Origin of the sequence: Nostoc punctiforme PCC 73102 (genome assembly GCF_000020025.1) — a bacterium.
In the GTDB taxonomy this organism is placed as follows: domain Bacteria; phylum Cyanobacteriota; class Cyanobacteriia; order Cyanobacteriales; family Nostocaceae; genus Nostoc; species Nostoc punctiforme.
The window spans coordinates 3,298,347-3,318,549 of the sequence record NC_010628.1 but is presented as its reverse complement, the minus strand read 5'-3'; the positions used below and the strand labels follow the sequence as shown (position 1 = coordinate 3,318,549).

The 20,203-nt window shown below is 41.9% G+C and carries 8 protein-coding genes and 2 pseudogenes; 5 read left to right on the top strand and 5 right to left on the bottom strand.

The genetic code is table 11. The features are described from left to right. Positions 1 to 555 precede the first annotated feature (555 nt). From NPUN_RS13520 to NPUN_RS13505, 3 genes are all read left to right on the top strand, one after another. Positions 556 to 1,497: an N-acetylmuramoyl-L-alanine amidase gene (locus NPUN_RS13520; protein ID WP_012409217.1), complete on the top strand. Its 942-nt coding sequence runs from the start codon at positions 556 to 558 to the stop codon at positions 1,495 to 1,497. A 264-nt stretch (positions 1,498 to 1,761) separates the two neighbouring features. Then, the gene (locus NPUN_RS13515; RefSeq protein WP_012409216.1) at positions 1,762 to 2,739 is read left to right on the top strand and encodes an SDR family NAD(P)-dependent oxidoreductase; all 978 of its coding nucleotides are present in this window, start codon (positions 1,762 to 1,764) and stop codon (positions 2,737 to 2,739) included. Positions 2,740 to 3,727: 988 nt separating this feature from the next. Next, positions 3,728 to 6,064, top strand: coding sequence for a cation:proton antiporter domain-containing protein (locus NPUN_RS13505; protein WP_012409215.1), 2,337 nt, complete (start codon positions 3,728 to 3,730; stop codon positions 6,062 to 6,064). 131 nt (positions 6,065 to 6,195) lie between these two features. On the opposite strand, the pseudogene NPUN_RS13500 reads toward NPUN_RS13505, so the two are convergent. Together NPUN_RS13500 and NPUN_RS13495 are read right to left on the bottom strand one after the other, a co-directional pair. Further along, positions 6,196 to 6,544, bottom strand: a pseudogene (locus NPUN_RS13500) (four helix bundle protein). Beyond that, the gene (locus tag NPUN_RS13495) at positions 6,525 to 12,128 is read right to left on the bottom strand and encodes a trifunctional serine/threonine-protein kinase/ATP-binding protein/sensor histidine kinase (protein WP_012409214.1); all 5,604 of its coding nucleotides are present in this window, start codon (positions 12,126 to 12,128) and stop codon (positions 6,525 to 6,527) included. Before NPUN_RS13495 ends, NPUN_RS13500 begins: the two are co-directional and overlap by 20 nt. 273 nt (positions 12,129 to 12,401) lie before the next feature. Here NPUN_RS13495 and NPUN_RS13490 point away from each other — a divergent pair, with 273 nt between their 5' ends. Then, entirely contained in the window at positions 12,402 to 13,451 is a 1,050-nt protein-coding gene (locus NPUN_RS13490; protein ID WP_012409213.1) for a molybdopterin-dependent oxidoreductase, read from the top strand. Positions 13,452 to 13,467: 16 nt separating this feature from the next. On the opposite strand, the gene NPUN_RS13485 is transcribed toward NPUN_RS13490, so the two are convergent. Beyond that, positions 13,468 to 14,211, bottom strand: coding sequence for a hypothetical protein (locus NPUN_RS13485; RefSeq protein ID WP_012409212.1), 744 nt, complete (start codon positions 14,209 to 14,211; stop codon positions 13,468 to 13,470). Positions 14,212 to 14,866: 655 nt separating this feature from the next. Continuing rightward, a complete protein-coding gene (locus tag NPUN_RS43245; protein WP_234711132.1) occupies positions 14,867 to 14,935 on the bottom strand; it encodes a hypothetical protein in 69 nt (22 codons plus the stop codon). Between the two features lie 382 nt (positions 14,936 to 15,317). Here NPUN_RS43245 and NPUN_RS13480 point away from each other — a divergent pair. Then, positions 15,318 to 16,648, top strand: a pseudogene (locus NPUN_RS13480) (IS701 family transposase). 282 nt (positions 16,649 to 16,930) lie between these two features. Here NPUN_RS13480 and NPUN_RS13475 read toward each other — a convergent pair. Beyond that, complete coding sequence (locus NPUN_RS13475) at positions 16,931 to 19,654, bottom strand: CHAT domain-containing protein (RefSeq protein ID WP_012409211.1); 2,724 nt, start codon at positions 19,652 to 19,654, stop codon at positions 16,931 to 16,933. Between the last annotated feature and the right edge of the window lie 549 nt (positions 19,655 to 20,203).

Here is a 20,203-nt window from a genome sequence, read left to right as displayed (position 1 = left end):
TAACAGCAAGCCAAGGGTAGAGTCTGTAAATGGTTTACGACTCTATAAGTCCACGTTCATATCAGGAGGTGCGTCGGTTTAGAGATTTAGGTATCTAACTAGTACGCCACGGCGTAAATAGAGCAACCATTTAAAATCCCTAAAGAGCTTATTTTATAATACTTTTGACTTTTGACTTTTGACTTTTGACTTCCGCCTTGCGGTACTAGGTATGTTTTTTATAGCTTTCTACTTTTCTAAAGCGTTATTATCTGAATAATGAAGGCAATTGCTGCATTGAAAATTATTGCAAAAATTAACTTGTTATTCCCGATTTTGATAAATTATAATGGTTGTGTTTTTGGTGAAAATATACCTTTTAATCAAGGTATTTTAGCATATAAATTTGCTGTTCGGGTTCGCAAAAAAAATTATTTTGTCTGCTAGCGTAGTAATGCTTAAAACAATGCGGACATTGCGAACAAGTACTTCAACAAATTTATGAACAAAACTTTGTCTATATAATTAGAAGAGTTTTGAACTAGTGGAAAAAGTAAGTAATTTGAGGATGAAATTATGAAATTTGGAATTGATAGCGGGCACAATTGTCCACCAGATACAGGAGCAAGTGGGATTAAATTTGAGGATAATTTAACTCTCGATGTCGGTAATAGAGTCATCGCCAAGTTAAGAGCTTTAGGCAATGAAGTCGTAGTATGTAGACCGAGTAGTGCGCGTACAGTAACTGAATCTCTCTCAAAAAGATGTTCTACAGCCAATGGCAGTAAAGTAGATATTTATGTCTCAATTCACTTTAACTGTTTTAATGGACAGGCTAATGGGACAGAAGTATTTGCAACTAGCGATACAGGCAGAAAAATCGCTAAACCTGTATTAGATGAAATCGTCAAGTTGGGATTTTTTAATCGTGGCGTTAAGAGTGGTTCTCACTTGTATGTTCTAAAGAATACAGATATGCCTGCAATTCTTGTTGAATGCTGCTTCATCGATTCGCAAAAAGATGTGAATCTTTTTAACCCTGAAGCAATGGCCAATGCGATCGTCAAAGGCTTAACTGGTAAAGTACCAAGTACTCCTGTTAACCCCGTACCAGATGAAGAAGAGAATGTAGATGCTACGATTCTCAGACTGCAAAAATCCTTAAATCGACTCAAAATAACTGATAAAAATGGTAATGCATTAGTAGAAGATGGCTTCACTGGGGCTAACACCAAATCTGCTGTAGAAAAATTTCAGGCTATTATCGGAGTTCAGACAACTGGAATTGCTGACTCAACTACATGGAATGCCATAAATCTAATTTTGGCAAAACGAATTATCAGACCAAACCATGCTGGTGGTGCAGTTGTTAGATATTTACAATACCGTTTAGGTGTTGAGAATGATGGTGTTTACGGCCCACAAACAGAGGTTGTAGTCAAGAACTTTCAAAAGCAAAATGGTTTAGATGCCGATGGGATTGTTGGGCCTGCTAGCTGGCAGAAATTAATTGGTTAGTAGGTCGGCGCAATTAAAGATAACTGGCTAGGGCTGTCATTTGTCCTTCGTCATTTGTCATTATTAAGGGTTTTAAGCCTATTTGCGTTTCGTAACATACTTGATTTTTTCGCGCCAACTTACTTAGATTGAGTGGTAGATATTATTCGTAGTTGTAGATCCTCCTAAATCCCCCTAAACAAAGGGGGACTTTGAGGGGTTTTTGCCTTTTTTAAGGCTGGGGTTCTCCGGCTTTAAATAAATTAACCACAGGGAAAAGCGATCGTGAAACACCTTGAGGATAGAGTGGCATTGGTAACAGGTGCTACGCGGGGAATTGGTAGGGGAATTGCTATTGGTTTGGCTGAGGCTGGGGCAACTGTATACGTCACGGGACGCAGCCTTAACAACTCCTCTAGTGATGCAGTTTCAGGGAGTCTTAGTGAAACCCAATCAACTATAGAGGAAGCAGGTGGTGTGTGTATTCCCGTCCAAGTAGACCACAGCGACGATGAGCAGGTGCGTTTACTGTTTGAGCGCATCCAAGATGAGCAGGATGGACAACTCGACCTATTGGTGAATAATGCTTACTCAGGAGTTGAGGCAATAAGAAACGCTTTTGGGCAGCCCTTTTGGGATTGTGAACCAAATCTGTGGGATGCAAGTAACAACGTTGGTCTTCGTAGCCACTATGTAGCGAGTGTTTTTGCTGCGCGAATGATGACCAAGCGTAAATCTGGACTAATTTGCACCATTTCCTCGTGGGGCAGTATGTTTCACATCTTTAATACAGCTTATGGTGTTGGGAAAGCAGCTTGCGATCGCCTAGCGGCTGATATGGCTGTTGAGTTAAAACCTCATAATGTCGCTTCTGTTTCAATTTGGCCAGGTATTGTTGGTACTGAGCTTTTTTCCCGTTTTGCTTCTGAGATGAATCAAACCAATGCTACTGAGCCAAAAAACTCATTAATTAGCGATCGCTACAACTGGGAAACTCCCTTATTAACTGGACGGGTAATTGCTGCACTTGCTTGTGAACCAAATTTAATGCTCCGTACAGGACGTGTGCAGATTGTTGCCGAACTAGCTGATAAATATGGGATTGTCGATGAAAATGGCGATCGGCCCGCATCACTACGCTCTTTACGTTTTGTGCTACCGACTGCATTACCTATACTGAGAAACTATTCATGGCTCATACCCGATATTAAAATGCCGTGGTCACTCCTATTACTGAGTGCCCTTAGCTCACCTAAAATTTAATGGATATTTAGCAGGTGTTAGAAAACTCGGTTCACCCACCTTTTAACTTCGTTAATGAGTCTTTGATACTCGTGAACAACCTCAAAACTCCCAATACCCCATGCCCTTGCTTTGCCAAATCCTAATTTTTAGCTTAAAGTCAAATTTTTGCTGAAACATAATGTGAGTAGGATTTTCAGACGACGCATAGCGGCAAAATGCGTTTTGGCTACTTTTAACCCCAACTAGGGTAAAAATGTCTCTAATGACTTGTATAGCGATTGCCAACAGTGTTGGGACGTGAGGTCAAACGAGCGATGCCTTCGGCAAGGCTTCGCCAACGCAGTCAAGATGTTACTCTCAGGGTACAAGCATGAGGCGATTATGCCTATACTGGGGGTCTCGTCTGCTTTTATCAGTAAGTATAAAAAGGCATTTTTCCTTCATGGAGTTGAGGGTCTAAAGCTAGCACATAAAGGAAGTATTGGAATTTTATACCAACAGCAACGTGTAAAGATAACCGAATGGCTCTTAACAAAAGAATCATAGACTCTTAATGAATTAGAGTACCATATTGCATCCAAGTATGGAGTTGCATTCGAGTCAGCCGCTGGGCTGATGCTGTGTAGCCTACAAAAGCAAGTAAAGGGAACACCATCAAGGGATAACCCGACTGCTGAAATGATAGCTAAAACAGCCTGTCAAGTTTTGTTGCTTGGTAATTGTCAGCAGCCACTATTTAGCTCACAGAAAACTGGAATCTCTATACATTAGTAGCTGTAACGACCTGTAATTATAGGTTTCAGCATCTCTAATGTCTATGAAAATTAGTACTAATTGTAATTGTAACGAGATATATGTCACAAACTGCAAATTAACTTCAAAAAGCTTGATATTTACTGCTTAACTAGTGCAAATTTTGTTGTCTGTTCACCAAACAAGCTGTTTGAGATCGTAAAACTTTGTATCCTGAATTAATAGGTCTTAATAAATAGTTCTTTTAAAACTGGTGCAAGAAGATTTTAGGCTAATTGTTGATTTAGTTTTAGTTTTGGGCGTTGCAGCCTGTGGTGGATTGTTGGCGGCACTTTTGCGACAACCCGTGTTGCTAGGGTATCTCATTGGCGGGATGATCGTTGGGCCAGCCGGACTGGGACTGATTAAAGAAGTTATTCAAGTAGAGACTCTGGCACAGTTCGGTGTCGCCTTTTTGTTATTCGCCTTGGGTGTAGAATTTTCCTTTGCGGAACTCAAGAAGGTAAAAGCGATCGCTCTTGGTGGAGGTGGACTCCAGATTGCTTTGACAATTTTGGTAACAGTTGTGGTATCTGGGTTAAGCGGGGCCTGGGGAACCTTACCTGCTAAGGGGATGTTTTTGGGATGTATTCTATCCTTGTCTTCCACTGCGGTTGTCCTCAAGTGCTTGATGGAACGCAATGAAACAGAAACGCCCCACGGACAAGTGATGTTGGGGATTTTGGTAGTCCAAGACTTGGCACTGGGACTGATGCTAGCAGTTTTACCAGCCCTCAACCAACCAGCAGAAACTATTGGCATCGCCGTGCTAACAGCCCTACTGTGGATTGCTTTATTTGCTGCTGGTGCAGTAGCTGCGGGGATGTGGCTGATACCGCCTTTGTTGCGACTGTTAGCCCGTACTGAAAGCCGAGAACTATTTTTATTAGGGGTTGTAGCTTTATGTTTGGGCATTGCCCTGTTGACAGAGCATTTGGGGCTGTCGATTGAAATGGGGGCATTTGTCGCGGGTTTGATGATTTCTGAGGTGGAGTACGCCGATCAAACCCTAACTTATGTCGAACCACTGCGAGATATCTTTGCCAGTTTATTTTTTGCCGCCATTGGGATGTTAATTGATCCAGTGTTTTTGTGGAACAATCTGGAATTAATTTTGGGGCTGGTAGCACTAGTTTTCATCGGTAAATTCTTGATTATCACGCCCCTAGTGAAGCTGTTCCGCTACCCTTTAAAAACAGCCATAATCGCCGGTTTGGGATTGGCACAAATTGGGGAATTTTCCTTTGTTCTCGCCAGTGAAGGGCAGTCTTTGGGGCTGGTATCTCGACAGATATACTTATTAATTTTGGGAACCACCGCAGTTACTCTCATGCTGACTCCCTTTGTCTTGCGGTTAGTACCATTTTTGTTTAACTTTGCCGAATCAATGCCTTGGTTGAAACCGTACTTAGAAGAACAAGAGGCACTGGATGTATCAGAAGATTTACCATTCAAAGACCATGTGGTAGTCTGCGGTTATGGGCGAGTCGGCAAAAATTTGGTGAAGTTGTTGCTGCAACACAACCTGCCTGTGGTGGTAATCGATCAATCAGAAAGCAGAATTCAGCAGTTGCGTGAGGCTGGGGTCTCTTATGTCTATGGCAATTGCGTGAGTTTACACGTTTTGGAAACCGCCGGAGTGAATCATGCCAAAGGAATGGCGATCGCACTCCCTGACCCGATGAGTACTCGTCTTTGCTTGAAACGCGCCTTGGAATTGCGCCCAGAATTAGATTTAGTTGTCCGTGCTACCCAGGATAAAAATATTGAGGTGCTGTATCAATTGGGAGCTAGAGAAGTGGTACAGCCAGAGTTTGAAGCCAGCTTAGAAATGGCAACCTATTTATTAACTGGCTTAGGCTTGTTGTCGTCGGCAGTCGTCCAACGAGAAATGCAGCAAATCCGCAACGATCATTATTTAGATTTGCGCCCAGAACGTTCTGCAACTGAAGTTGCTCGTGATTTGCGTCAAGCCACCCGCGATTTAAATCAGCGCTGGTATCCTCTCCCAGCAGATTCGCCCTTAATTGGTATGAGCATAGAAGAAGCAGATATGCGCTACTTAACAGGAGCGAGTTTGATGGCAATTCGTCGCGCTAACGGCGATGAAATCGATTATCCCAATAATCAAACCAAATTGGAAGATGGCGATCGCTTGCTGGTAGTGGGAGCAGATGAAGAACTGGCAGCTTTGGCAGAATTCGCCAAGGGACAAGCTGCTGTTCCCGGAGAAAATAGTGCTTGCCAGTGGGTTACAGTTAACGCAGATACGCCAACGCTAGGTAAAACCCTTGCAGATTTAGATATCAACAAGCAATTTGGAGTACAGGTACAAGCGATCCGGCGCGATGGTAAATTTATTCGCTATCCTGATGGCGGCATGGATTTGCGAGTTGGCGACCAAGTATTATTATGTGGTAGCTTGACAGGTCTGAGTCAAATAGAACAGTTATTTGCGATCGCAAGTTCACTACCTTTGTCTCTTCCAGTATTGAAGGCTGTTCAGGCAGAAGCACTCAAAGAGTTTCTACCTGCGGATAGTGTGGATTGAAGGGGGCAGGGGAGCAGGGGAGCAGGGGGCAGGGGGGCAAGGGGCAGAGGGACAGGGGGATGATTAATAATTTAGCGTTTGATGAGCCAGGGGGATGGATTTTTGATTATGGTTACTATAATGCCCAGAACTCAGTTGTAAGTTTCATAAAGTTCTCTGCCTGTTTCAACGTTTAGATAATTGCATTGAACTGCGAATTTAAGCCAAGTTTGGGTTTCTGCCGCTTCCGATTCACAATCGTTCAATTTAGCCACAAAAGCCGCTTCATAACGACGCTTTCTCCATGCTACCCTTCGGGAACGCTTCGCGAACTGCAAGATTTGCACAAACAGAACGAGATGATCGACGAATTTGATCAGTCAATGAATACTTCTCCTCCACAGGAAACTTTTTTGACAGTTCAAAAATTTTCATGGCAACATCAAAGGCCATTTTGTATACTTCCAAATCTTCATGACTTTTAATTGGCTCTTTTTCCATTCCCCTTGCCCCCTGCTCCCTGCTCTACTGTATTATGTAAAGGTATAGAAAGAGAAAACTCCGCTCCTTTTCCCGATTCGGATATTACACTTAGTCTTCCCCCATGTTTTTCTACAATCGAGTGGCTAATTGATAATCCTAAACCTGTTCCTGTGCCTATAGGTTTTGTTGTGAAAAATGGGTCAAATAGGCGCTGTTTCACCTCGTCACACATCCCAGGCCCATTATCTGCAATTTGAATAGTTACTGTATCAGCATCAGTCATTTTGGTACGAATTTGGATAGTGGGAATTTTTGTTTGTCTTTCTTCAGTTGTGAATGATGAATCCAAGGCATCAATAGCATTGTTCAGAATATTCATGAATACTTGATTGATCTGACTGGCGTAGCAACTAACTTCTGGCAACTGTGCATATTCCTTAATCACATCGATTCCGGGGCGGTGTGCTTTCTCTTCTAGACGGTGGTGTAAAATTAACAGGGTGCTGTCAATGCCTTCATGAAGATTGACACTTTTCATTTCAGCCTCATCTAAACGCGAGAAATTGCGGAGAGAAAGGACAATTTGACGGATGCGATCTGCTCCCACTTTCATTGATTGCAGCAATTTTTGTAAGTCTGATTTGAGGAAGTTTAAATCTATTGCTTCTAGTTCTTCTTGAATCTCAACAAACGGTTGAGGATAGTAGTGCTGATACCGCTCAACCAGATGCAGCAAATCTTGACAATACTCATTGGTATAAGTAAGGTTGCCATAGATAAAGTTAATCGGGTTGTTAATTTCATGGGCAACACCTGCTACCATTTGTCCCAATGAAGACATTTTTTCAGTTTGAATCAGTTGGCTTTGAGTGTGTTGCAGTTCCTCTAAAGTTTCCGAGAGATGCTGATTTTTATCATTCAACTCCAGAGTTCTCTGCTCCACCTTTTGCTCTAAAGTATGGTTGTAATCTTCTAATTGAGCTTTTGCTACAGCTAGATTGTTATACAACATGGCATTTTGCAGCGAGATGGCAGCTTGTGCTGTGAGCAACCGCAAAACCTCAAGACGGTTTTGGGTAAAGGCTCCAGTTGTCAAACTGTTTTCTAGGTATAGGATGCCAATTAGTTGGCCACGATTGTGAATAGGCGTACATAGCAAGCTTTTGGGTTGCCATAGAATGATGTAGGGATCGTTGGCGAAGGTAGTTTCCTTGCGAGCATCATCTAACACTAGGGTTTCGGTGGTACGCGAGACATAATTCACAACCGCTTTGGGAACATCCTGACTGGCTGAAAGAGGAAGGGAGTGCAGGTTTATTATCCCCAAGTTTTCATCGGTAGGCGTAGGGTGTGGCAGAAATTGCTCTTCTTCAAAGATCGCTTGGCTAGTTTTTTGAGCCACAACAACCCAATTATCCTCTTGAAGCAGCAGAAGGACTGATTTATCAGCCCCGGCATTTTCGATTACAACCTGCATCAGGGTTGTCAACAGCTTTTCTAACTCAATTTCTCCAGCCAGTGCATGAGAGGCTTTCATCACCGTTGCTAAATCTAATGCTTCAGTCCCAGTGGAACTACTTTGGTTGAATCCGATTGTAGTAGTAAGGGTTGAAGAAGTAGTTTCATCCTGCTGAAACACCTTAAGCAATAATTGAGAATATTGGCGTTCCAACTGGTTAACTTTAGCGATCGCTCCCCAGCTAAGGTAAGTGTAATAGGCATTTTCGAGATAAATTTGCGCGATCGCTTCTTTGTTCCATTCTAAATAAAATCGGGCAGCCAGTTCATTGGCGAGGGCTTCTTCCTGAATATATTTATTGGCTTTTGCCTGTGCGATCGCGCGATCGTAATGATCCACTGCCTGGGCCATCTGTCCCAACACTCGGCACTCTTCGGCTTTCACTAGTTCAAATTTGTGCAAATAATTCATGGGTGCGTGGTACGCCCATGTCTGCATCTTTTCCTGGTTTTCTGTCACCCGTTCCAGTAATGTTTCTCGGCGATAGGCCGTAGCTGTGCGATACTCTGCTAAAGCCGTCAGAGAATCATAAAAATAAAACATCGGTACAGTGGCATAGCCCGTTCCCGCAACTAGATATTCTCTGGCTTGAGCGGCTGTTTCCACTGCTTGAGAAAGGTTTTCAAACAGATAACAGAGAATCAATTTGTGGAGAAAGAAATAGTGAAGCCCTGTCAACTCATTGGCTTGAACCAGTTGATTCACAAATTCGGCTTCGTTGAGCGCCTCGCCTGTGATAATACAGGGATTCTCAGCTTTACCAAGCAAATTCAAAACTGTTTGCCAAAAGATACGGCAATAGTTTAGAGTCGTACCTTGCTTAAAATTTTCCAAAACATGACAGTAAGCCTGGATGTCTTCCTCTAACGAGTTCAACTCTCGACCTAGAAAATAGGAATATTGGCAGATATCTTTGGTATTGAAACCTACGTAGTATACATTTCCAGTTTCTAGAGCAATTTTGTAACCATCCAGCATTAACTGCAAAGATTTTTGCAGTGGAGACTTCAAATAGGTGATGAAAGCACCTACGACATAAAATACTGTGGGTTTGATGTCGCTAATATTAAATTTGTCAGTTAGTGCCAAGGCAAGATTGCCAACTCGATCGGCTGTTTCAATATCCTGAAGAATTCCGCTCAACAGAATGCCATAACAGCCATAACAAAAGGCAGAAAATGGAGCATTGCCATACTCAATGGATGCTTGGACTTGAGACAAAACCAGTAGTGGAAACAGATTAGGATCGGCAATGTAAACGGCTGGAGCAACGTTTGCCACAATTCGGGTGACAGCTAGCTTCTCTGCGGCTACCATCACAGGTAAGTCAACCAATTCTGCAATATCACGACCGTTAATCAGATTAGCAGTTTCTTGCAGGGCTTGCTGAATGTCTTGTGGGGTGGGTGTTTCTGGGAAAACCACGCCGAATTTACTCATTCCCTGACGCGCGATCGCGATCGCCCCCAGCACATCATTTTTAGCTGTATATGCCTGGATTTTGGTTTCGTAAATGCCGACTTGATCCAGTGGAGTTTTGGCTTGCTGGATGACTGTTTGAGTCAATTTTTCCATCTGTTCATACGCGCCACTAAGATAAGCAGCATCGGCGGCTGATTCGTGCAATGCCAGAGTTAATTCATATTGACTTTGCCAACAGTCGGATCTCAATAAACGAATCCCGGTAGTTAAATACTCAATTGCTACCTGGTAAGCTGTGGAAGATTTGGCTTTTTTTCCTGCCAGCAGGTTGAGTTGTGCCAGTCGTTCGCGATCGGTTTGAGATGCGATCAGTTCTATGCCAATATTCAATTGATTGACAATTTCAAAAATCAGCAATTCTTGCTCAGTTTCCGGGGTATTGCTCAACAGCAATTGACCAATCTTTAGGTGAGTTGCTGGTTTTTGATAGTCCGGAATTAGTGAATAAGCGGCTTGTTGAATGCGATCGTGGAAAAATTTGTAGGTAATAATTATTGGTGTGTTGTCATTTGTCAAATCATCCATGACAACAGACTCATCCTGAAAGAATGTATACCCTTCCCCACTGGGTAAGATCAATTCATCCTTGAGGGCTGGCCACAAATCTGCTGCGGTTTGGACTGGAGATTTTTGATAGACAACTGATATAGTTTCTAAATCAAACTGATTGCCGATACAAGCAGCCAATTTGAGAACATCCTGAGTCTGCGGTGGTAATTTGTGGAGTTGCAGCGCCACAAACTCGACAATATCTTCTGTAAAAGACAGCGCCCGGATTTTAACCAGATTGCACTGCCAATCTCCTGTTCTGCTGGCAAAGGCGATTAGCCCATCTTCATGCAGCGACTTAAGAAACTGGTTCGTGAAAAATGGATTACCTTTAGTCCTTTGATACACCAGATTGGCGATCGCAGTTGCTTGTTCTGTTGAATATTTGAGGGTATCTGCAATCAGTTGATTTAGGTCGGTTTCGGTAAGGGCAGAAAGAAGAATATTACTAACTGTAATCGCCTCTTGACGCATTTCCTCAATGGTCAACATCAGGGGATGTGCAGAGAAAACCTCATTATCCCGATAAGCTCCAATGACTAATAAATAAGAGTTGCTGGCTTCACTCATCAACAGATGCATCAGTTTTAAAGAAGCCGAGTCTGCCCACTGTAAATCATCAAGGAAAATAACTAGAGGATGCTCTTGGGTTGTAAATACTTGAATGAATTTCTGAAACAGCAAATTGAAGCGGCTTTGAACAGCACTACCCGATAATTCCGGGAGTGAGGGCTGTTTCCCAATGATTCGTTCGAGTTCTGGAATCACCTCAATAATTACTTGACCACTTTCACCCAAGGTAGATAAAATTTGAGTCTTCCACTGGTCAATTTGAGCATCACTCTCTGTCAGCAGTTGTGCCATTAAGTCTCGAAACGCTTGCACCAAAGCAAAAAAGGGAATATTCCGATTAAATTGATCGAATTTGCCCTTGATAAAGTATCCACGCTGACGGGTGATTGGTTTGTGAACTTCGTTGACAATTGCAGTTTTGCCAATACCAGAGGAACCTGCTACCAGGATCATTTCAGAAGTTCCCTGGCGCAACCGTTCAAAAGTTGCTAGCAGCATGGCCACTTCTGTTTCCCGTCCATAGAGTTTTTCGGGAATCGCAAAGCGATCGCAAACGTCCCTGCGCCCTAGCCGAAATGGGGTAATATTTCCACTTGACTGCAATTGATCCAAACAAATTTGCAGATCGTGTTTTAGTCCTAATGCACTCTGATAGCGATCTTCAGCATTCTTCGCCATCAATTTCATGACGATATCACAGAGAATTTGGGGAATCTCTCCTCTATCATTTAAAAGTGGTGGTTGTTTTGCTATGTGACAATGCACCAATTCCATCAAATCATCCGATTGAAATGGCAATTGCCCAGTTAAGAGTTCATAGAAAGTGACTCCGAGAGAATAGAAGTCAGTGCGATAATCAATCCCCCGATTCATTCGCCCGGTTTGTTCGGGAGAGAGATAGGCGAGAGTTCCTTCTAAAACAGTCGGGCTGGTTGAAAGTTGGTTAACTCTTGGTAGCAGTGAAGCAATGCTAAAGTCAATGAGTTTGACCTGCTTTGTGGTAGGGTTTATCAGGATATTGGCGGGTTTAATATCCTTGTGGATGATTTCGTGATGGTAGAGATCGGCCAGAATATCGGCAAGTGCGATCGCAATCTGTAAAAACTCAGTCAAAAAATCAGGATGCAGAGATGAAGAATTTTCCTGATTTCCAATCTCACCGAGTCCTTTCCTTCTAAAAGCAGTGTACTCCTTCAAAGAAATTCCGCCAAAATCTTCTAAAATCAAGGCGGGTCGATTTTGACAATTTTCCAGACTATAAATCCGAACAACCCCAGGAACATTTAAGATTTTCGTAATTGAGTACTGATTCCTGAATTGAGCCAACTCAATCACACTGGGATAAGAATTTTTCAGAAGTTTGATCACAACAGGGGTTTGATCGGCTTCTCGCCAACCTCGGTAAACCAGGGTACGAGTGCTGGTATAAATTCTTTCACCAATCCCATAACCGGGAACATCAACTCGATTTTCTACCATAAAGCTTGCGACTGGATAACCTGAGTTCAGTTTTCCCCAATTAACTCGAAGTATCACAATTCATGATGTAATTTTCTGAAGGTAAAAAATCAAAAAAATCGGTTGATTTAGCTTAACCCGGTATAGTTCAATACTGTTCATCTAAGGGCGATACCCTGGGGGTTCGCCTTTGGCATTCTTGTAGAGTAGGCGCTTTGTGTCTACTGCGTGTATTTTTGTACAACTACTATTATAAAAAAATGTTTGAAAAATCGTTAATGGCAGGTTGCTTAAATGAATGAGTTCGATCAATCTTTAGAAGATCAGAGCATGAACTATGTGGGAATGATTGCAAAGTTTCCACTGGGTGTTCACGATCTCAAGTCTTTTATTACTCCTGAAAACCATCTGTTCGTTCTTTGTCATCTGGGAATTCCAGACATTGACATAGAGCAATGGAGGTTGAAAATTTCGGGATTAGTAGAGCAAAGTCTTGAGTTGTCATATCAGAATTTGCTGAGTCTGGAGTATCGTGAATTAACTATTTTCCACCAATGTTCAGGCAATCCGCTTGAACCGAAAGTCCCGACAAGAACCATTAGTAATGTTACATGGGGTGGAGTTTCCCTTAGAGAAATTCTTAATCAATTGCAAGTTAAACCTGAAGCTCGTTATGTCTGGTTTGCCGGAACCGATCGCGGTGCTTATGAGGGAGTTTCTAGCGATTCATATATTAAAGATATTCCGATCGCAAAAGCATTGGATAATGATGTGCTGCTAGCGTACAAGCTGAACGGTGAGTTTCTGTCAGCAGAGCGGGGTTTTCCTTTGCGGTTGGTGGTTCCAGGCTACTATGGCACTAACTTTGTAAAGTGGCTCTCACATATTTATGTCACAGATCGGCGATCGCCAGGGCCCTTTACAACAACTTTCTATAACGATCGAGTTGGAGGGGATGATGCGACTTTAAAACCCGTTTGGGAAGTTGCACCGGAGTCTGTAATTGTTCATCCTTCCCAAAATGAACTATTATACCTTCAACCTCAAACATTTTCGGGCTGGGCCTGGGCATCCAAGGGTATCCAGTCGGTGGATGTTAGTACAGATGGTGGCATCACCTGGCAAGCTGTCGAAGTTGAAGCACGGTTGCAATATGCCTGGCAACGATTCACGTTTCAATGGACTCCACCAACGCCAGGACAATATAGCTTGATGAGTCGAGCCACTGACTATGATGGAGCAATTCAACCAATTCAGCAAGAGCGCAATGCTGTTTATATAGTAGCTGTCACCGTGAAAGAAACGACGGTAAAAGAGTCAAAGCCTTTTACCGTCGCCGAATGAAAATTGAGCAGATAGCTTAGGCAGATGTTAGCGATCGCTCTGGTTCGTACACTTTAGAAAAGGGTTCTTGATAAGAATGGGTCTTAATATAAACCAAAAACTCATTGATCAAGTCTGTAAAATACACAAACGCCACATCAATCAATTCAAGTGCTTGTTGACGAATTTCTTCCGGCACCTCAATTTCTTTCATTATTTGCAAAGAAGAGGGAGTATGAAGAGTGTGGGTATTTTCTATATGGTTATGACGCATACCAAAGTAACGGAACTCTGTTTGAGTCATTTCTTGCAGTTGCAAGGCCGCAGACATGGTTGAACGGAAAAAAACATTCGCCGTCACCTCGGACACCTCAATGGCAACCAATCTGATGATAGGATCTGCTCCCCGAGTATACCGCTCAAAGATAGGAAACATCGAACGGGAAACCTTGGTATGATCGCTCCAAAGGAATCGCACGGCATCACTGAAACGCATAGGATAGTCAATCCCCATCTTCTCCATGTCTTCTAGTAACCATTGCCAGTGAAAATGTTCTTCGTGCGTATGCAGATTTACCATCTCTTGAATGTAATTAGTCGTTGGCTCCTCTCTGAGAACTCGTTTGCACAACTCACTGAACTCCAATGCCAGTGGAGCAATTACAGGTGCAAATGCCAGTCTCTGGCGTGGATCAATGGACTCGTCTTTCATATACTCAAAGAACGGTAACTTGGCATATTCCTGGTTCTTCTGTTCAATCAACTCAAGAATTGATTTCATTTCTATATTCCTAACGATAGACAACGTTTTTGTAACCGACTTGGTTATCCAGCCAGCCATAGCAGTACTCAGGCAAAAGCCTGAGAGAGCGCTTATTGAGAAAGCCAGAAAGTTTGTTAGCTTAAAATGCTGCCACAGCAATTGTAATCGCTATCATAATAGACAACGCACCTCATAAACTGTGGCAGAAAATGTTCTGAGAACTCCGATCGAATTTGTATAAATAGCTAACGGAAGCTCAAGCTCAACTATTTTTTGATGATGTAATAAAGTACATACAAAAGTACTGTTACTTTTACCACCTTTGGTAATATCGTAACTTTAAAGATTAGTCATTAAAAACCGTAAAATTACGACTTAAATAAATTATTTTTTTTAATTTTATTATTCAAAACTGCTGCAATCTCAGTAGTTGATTTTAAGAGAATGTTTTATAGCTGGATTTATTGAAGTAAAGACGAAAATTCTTACTGTAAAGTTTTAAGTATATAATTTTACCTTGGTGTCCGTAAAAAATAATACTAGTGGTGTTGTAATCACCAGTATAATCGTATGGAAAGTTTCAAAATATAAATATATTTCTGTGGTAAATCAGGTGATTTGAGAATAATAACTGACCATCGAATAAATTGAAAACCAAGCAGCTTTATCAATTTCAGCGACTTTTTTTACAAGTAAAATTGCCTGCATCTCCTAAACAAGCTAATACCAAACCATGTTTAATATGATTGATTTTATCTTCGTTGAGAGCTAACCAGGTAATTGAGCCAAAGCTTTCTGAAATTCAGAGAAATCTATAAGAATATTTTGGTGTAGTTTGACTTAGATATTTAGCAATAAAAATAGCGATCGCAAACATTCATAATATTTACAGCTATTTCAAATTTTCAGGAGATAGGCGTTTTATAAATGGGCGGATGTTGATACCAGTAACTTCATAGGACTGACGTATAAGAGATCCCCCAACCGCCAATACTGCTCGATTAACCATTTTTAACTCGGCATTGGGTTTGGGGAAAAGGTTTAAGGTTACCCCTCTTCTGTCACTTTCCGAGTATTCTTAATAAAAAGATTAAAAGAAAAAACTCTGGAAGGTAAGCAGGGCAATGGATGTAGAATTACAGATCCTAAAACATTTGGCAAGAGATGCCCACCCAACAGTTGCAATCGTAGATGGATATTGTGCAGAGTATAAAGACTTATTCAAAGAAGTAAGAAATTATGAGTGTTTCAAATATTTACATTTAGGAATAATTTCACCAATAAAAAGAAAATCATTACCAGAAATAGCTAAGGTTGTGAGTATCAACTCAGCGAGCGTCATTACATCATTTTATAGCTAATTCAAATTGGTCAATAAATGAATTAAAGCTCCGAAGATTAAATCAAATCAAGAGAGCATTAAATGGAAATGCCATTACCGTAGTAATAGATGAAACAGGAGATAGAAAAAAAGGTAAAAAGACCGATTATGTAGCAAGACAATATCTAGGGAGTGTAGGAAAAATAGATAATGGAATAGTTACAGTCAATGCCTATGGAGTTTATTGTAAAATAACATTTCCATTAAGTATAAAAATATTTAAACCTAAAGGAACGCTAAAAGAATCAGATAAATACAAAACGAAAATAGAGTTAGCATCAGAAATTATTACAGAATTAATTGAATCAGGCTTTAATATTGAATTGGTGCTGGCTGATAGTTTATATGGCGAAAGTAGCCAATTCATTCAAAAATTAACTGAATATAAATTAGCTTATGTTGTAGCGATTTCGTTGTAATCATGCGGTCTGGCTGCCAGCCAGTCAGAGGGTTAGGGCTAATAAGTGGTGTAAATTTGAGAGAACATTTAGTAATGAAAAATCAGAGACTAGGTATATTAGAGAAATAATTTATGGCAAAAAAAGAGCCACAACTTACTGGGAAATAACTACCGACCCAGAAACCATGCCTGAAAATTCTACCTCCTTTGTAATGACGAATCTTCAAGGAAATTTGAAGAAGAATTTAGGGGAATTATATGGATTAAGAACCTGGGTTGAATATGGGTTTAGACAGTGTAAACAGGAACTAGGCTGGACAGATTACCGTTTCACTAATTTCCTACATATTGAGAGATGGTGGGAGATTATTTTTAGTGTTTATACAATGATTAGTTTAAATTCTCCAGTCTTCTTAGGCTTCAATCAATCTCGTCAACTTGAGACTGACGCACAAGAAAATAGTGATGTTGATTTTTCTAATCATCCACAATGGAATCATGAATCTGGATGGAAGAATACTTTAAATAATTTGCGTCTTATTATCCAACCACTTTTACTATTTTGGTTAATTTATCCCTGGTTAAGTATTTTCCCAAATTCAGATTTGTTACTGGGATTCAATCATTTAATTGCCGCAATGAATCAATTTAAACCCTGTTTTGCTTCTGGATGATTTAGCTTCTTTACTAATTGGTTATTCCGGAGAGTGACAGAAGAGGGTTACAGCACTTCCGGCAGCTATGAGGTACATCCTCAAATCTGAAAGCTTTGATAGGAGAGGGCAAGGAGAAAAACTGTATTGCATAATAGCCGGAAGCGCTGTAAAGGCTTTTTCTTTCCTTTCCCCCGCCCCTTATCCCCAGAGGGGACCCCATCTTCCCCTTTTCCCCAAAACCCGACAAGTATTGCCTTTAATCAGCCATTCCCATGCTCTGTATGAGCCCAAGTGCCCAAATTACAACCAATTGCCAATCAACACATAGGCAGACCAAAAGCTTGGTGCTTTGTAGTTAGGGTGTTGCAGCAGTTGTAGCTGGGCACGGTGGACAGCTTTGGCTTTGGTGGTTTTGCCACTTTTGAGTTCTCGATAGAAGGCACTAACAAACATTGCCGTGGATTCATCATCAATCTGCCACAGTGAGGCGATGGTACTGCGTGCGCCAGCTCGGACAGCTGCTCCTGCAAGGCCCAGTGCTGCGCGGCTGTCTCCTGCTGCTGTCTGGCAAGCACTCAAAACTAGTAACTCTACTATAGTTTTACCCTGACTGCGAAAAAGAGTATCAAAATCTTTGACATTGATCTGACCATCGAAATCCAAAATAAAAGTGTCTTCAATGCGGGAACTAAACTGACCGTGGGTTGCTAAATGCACTATGTTGAATGAAGCGGCACTAATTTCACCCTCTAAATTCTTTTTCTTAAAATTTCCATCTAGTAAACTAGTTGTCGAGACTCCTGCTTTGGTAATGCCGTCGAATTCAGATTTGATCGCAAGCAACGGTGCAAACTTAGAAAAACCTGGTGGTGGCTGAGTCAGTCCTGCGGTTAGCGCTCTTAGCTGCTGTTTTACCAGTGGTTTAGGATCGAGGAGTTGCAGACCCACGCTCAGAGCAATTGCATATTTCTCTACCAAATATTGCTTACCATCATATAGAGCTGCCATTGGTAAATTGCGTAACGAACCATCTAGAACAAACACTAGGGTATCTACCCCACTGTTTTGCAATTTTGACTCAATGGGTTGAAGCAGCCAGTTGTAAACTTCATGCGCCTGGGTTTGGACGACTTTGGTAGCGGTGGGATTGACAAGATTTTTTCGCAGTTCTACTAACAATTTCTCTACTTCTGTATGAGAAATCTGAGTAGTGTAGCTTTGCAGGGGTTGTTTGGGAATTTTGACAATTACCTGAAGTTCGTCAGGAAGAATAATTGGATAAAGGATGGCAGCCGTAGGATTATCTTTATTCACTATTTGATCGAGAGCTACTCTCTTTCCTTGTAGGCAAGCTTCTCGAAAGAAGTCGTCCAATTCTGCTAGTTGGAGTGCTTCAATGCGTTGGCGTGCTTTCTCCAATATTTTTTCATCTGGTTTTCCTGCTTGGGATTTTAGTAGTAACTCTACTGACTCTCGGTAGATGGGTTCTACGCTGTCCCGAAAGTTGAATTGTACATCCTGGTTAACTACGTCTTTATTGACTACTAAATCTCTGCGAAGGGATTGGAGAGTGTTTACAGCAGCATCATAGGCTGCGATCGCACCATTCATATCTTTTTTTGCCCGCAGTAATCTACCTAACTGCCACTCTAAGGTGTAGGTGATTTCTGGTGCATTGCTGCTCTGTGCTAAAGCTAATCCTTGCCGGGTAAGCTCTTGCGCGTATGACAATTGTCCGGTTTCTTCATACAAGCCGCCTAAACTCTTTAGTGAGTATGCTTCTGCCCGCTTGTCCCCTAAACTGCGGGATTGTTCAATAGCCCTAGCGAGTAATACTGCTGATTCTTTGGTGCTGAATCCTGAGTAGTAATGCTGACTAGATGCTTGCAATATACCACCCTTGACTTTTACCAAACTTTGGGAAAAGTTAACGTGAGCGTAAATGCTAGCACGGCTGGGAGGAAGTTGAGCGAGTTCGGACTCAATCAACGGTAAGAAAGTTTGAACCTTTGTCCATTGTTGAGCTTCAATCAGTAGGCTCAGGTGATTGAGTTGGGCTTGGACTTTTATTAAGGGTGAGGGAGATGCTGCAACTGTTTGTTGATAATAGGCGATCGCCAGTAGGTTGTTTTGTTGTTTACGGGCATTATTCCCCAGGCTGAACAGACTGGCCGCAATATCTGCGCTTGATTGCAGATTTCGAGCAATCGTCAGACTTTCTTCTAGCGCCAGACGTGACTTTTCCAAATCGCCCACTACTAAAAGAGCATCACCGAGCGATCGCAAACTCACTGTCTTTTCTATAGAATCTGGTTGAGATTTTAATGTCTGACTTACCCGATCGAGTGTTTTGACAGCGCGGGGGTAAAATCCTTGGGTTTGCCACGCCTGTGATTGATTGATTAGCGATCGCACCACACCACTTTGATTATCCGCTCGCCTGTAAATTTCTTCTGTCTGCTGCCAAGTTGCTAAAGCTGCCTCGGCTTGTCCCATTTTCTGTTGAAGACGACCTTGAATATCCAGTGATTGGGCTAAAATCTGGAGATTTTGGTTTTTATCTTGTCTTTTGAGTAAGTTTAAGCTCTCTGTAATTGCCTGTTGTGCCTGACTCCATAAACCAAGTTGCTGGTAAGCGAGGGAAAGATTACTCAGTGTCGCTGCCTGTCTGAGGTTTTCTCCTTGCTGCTTATATGCTTGGGCAGCCTGTTGTAACACTTCCACTGCCTTAGCAAAGTTACCAGAATTGTATAAAAATTTGCCCTGTTCTAGTAGTGAGCCTGGGTCAGCAACTACAGCTAGCGATGTCAAATTCTTAATTTGTGATTGAGATGAGGAATTAATTGAGCCAGAAACTTTTGCTAGCACGGGTGAACCCAAGATGTATAGCAAAGCTATCAGGAAGTACAAAGGCAAACGTAAAAAGTGAGCCAGTGTGGTTTTACGCCAACGCCCTGGCTGCTTCTGTATTTTAACTTTTACAGAATTCGCGCCAAAAATCCTAGTTGTTTTAGCCATAAGCATGACAAGAGGTAATTGATAACCAGGAACGCACAGGATTTACTCTAAGTGTTTGGGCTACCAGGGTAATGTTACCATTCACATCCATTACTCATGCCTGAGCTTCCACAATCTTATTTATCATGGCTTGGATAAGTTTTTACTATCTAAACTGCATTGTCACTGATTCCAGATAATTAGACATCTCCATAAATTAAAGAGAAGAATTCAGAAGTCAGAATCAAGACGCTCGTTCCTCTCTACGAGACGCTGCGCGAACGCTATGCTATCGCTATTCGACTTCGCTCAACTCTCGACCACTCAGTTGGTTGAGCGAAGTCGAAACCAATGGCTATGGTAAATTTATTACTAGAATTCACCTAAACCCTTTGATTCAGACGCTCGCGGAGTCGCTCTAAGCGTTCGTGGTAGCGTCTCGTAGAGAAGCCATGCCGTTGGCGCAGCCTCTCGTAGAGAAGGCTTTACGCTGCGCTATCTGCCAGTCATACAGAATTAAATTCTGTTCGCGGAGCGTGCCGGAGGCATTATTCTGGCTCCTGACTTCTGAATTCT

Bases quoted from the DNA above. Each gene is read 5' to 3' on its own strand.
- NPUN_RS13520 (WP_012409217.1), top strand. From the start codon at position 556: ATGAAATTTGGAATTGATAGCGGGCACAATTGTCCACCAGATACAGGA.
- NPUN_RS13495 (WP_012409214.1), bottom strand. From the start codon at position 12,128: ATGGTAGAAAATCGAGTTGATGTTCCCGGTTATGGGATTGGTGAAAGA.
- NPUN_RS13490 (WP_012409213.1), top strand. From the start codon at position 12,402: ATGAATGAGTTCGATCAATCTTTAGAAGATCAGAGCATGAACTATGTG.
- NPUN_RS13485 (WP_012409212.1), bottom strand. From the start codon at position 14,211: ATGAAATCAATTCTTGAGTTGATTGAACAGAAGAACCAGGAATATGCC.
- NPUN_RS13475 (WP_012409211.1), bottom strand. From the start codon at position 19,654: ATGCTTATGGCTAAAACAACTAGGATTTTTGGCGCGAATTCTGTAAAA.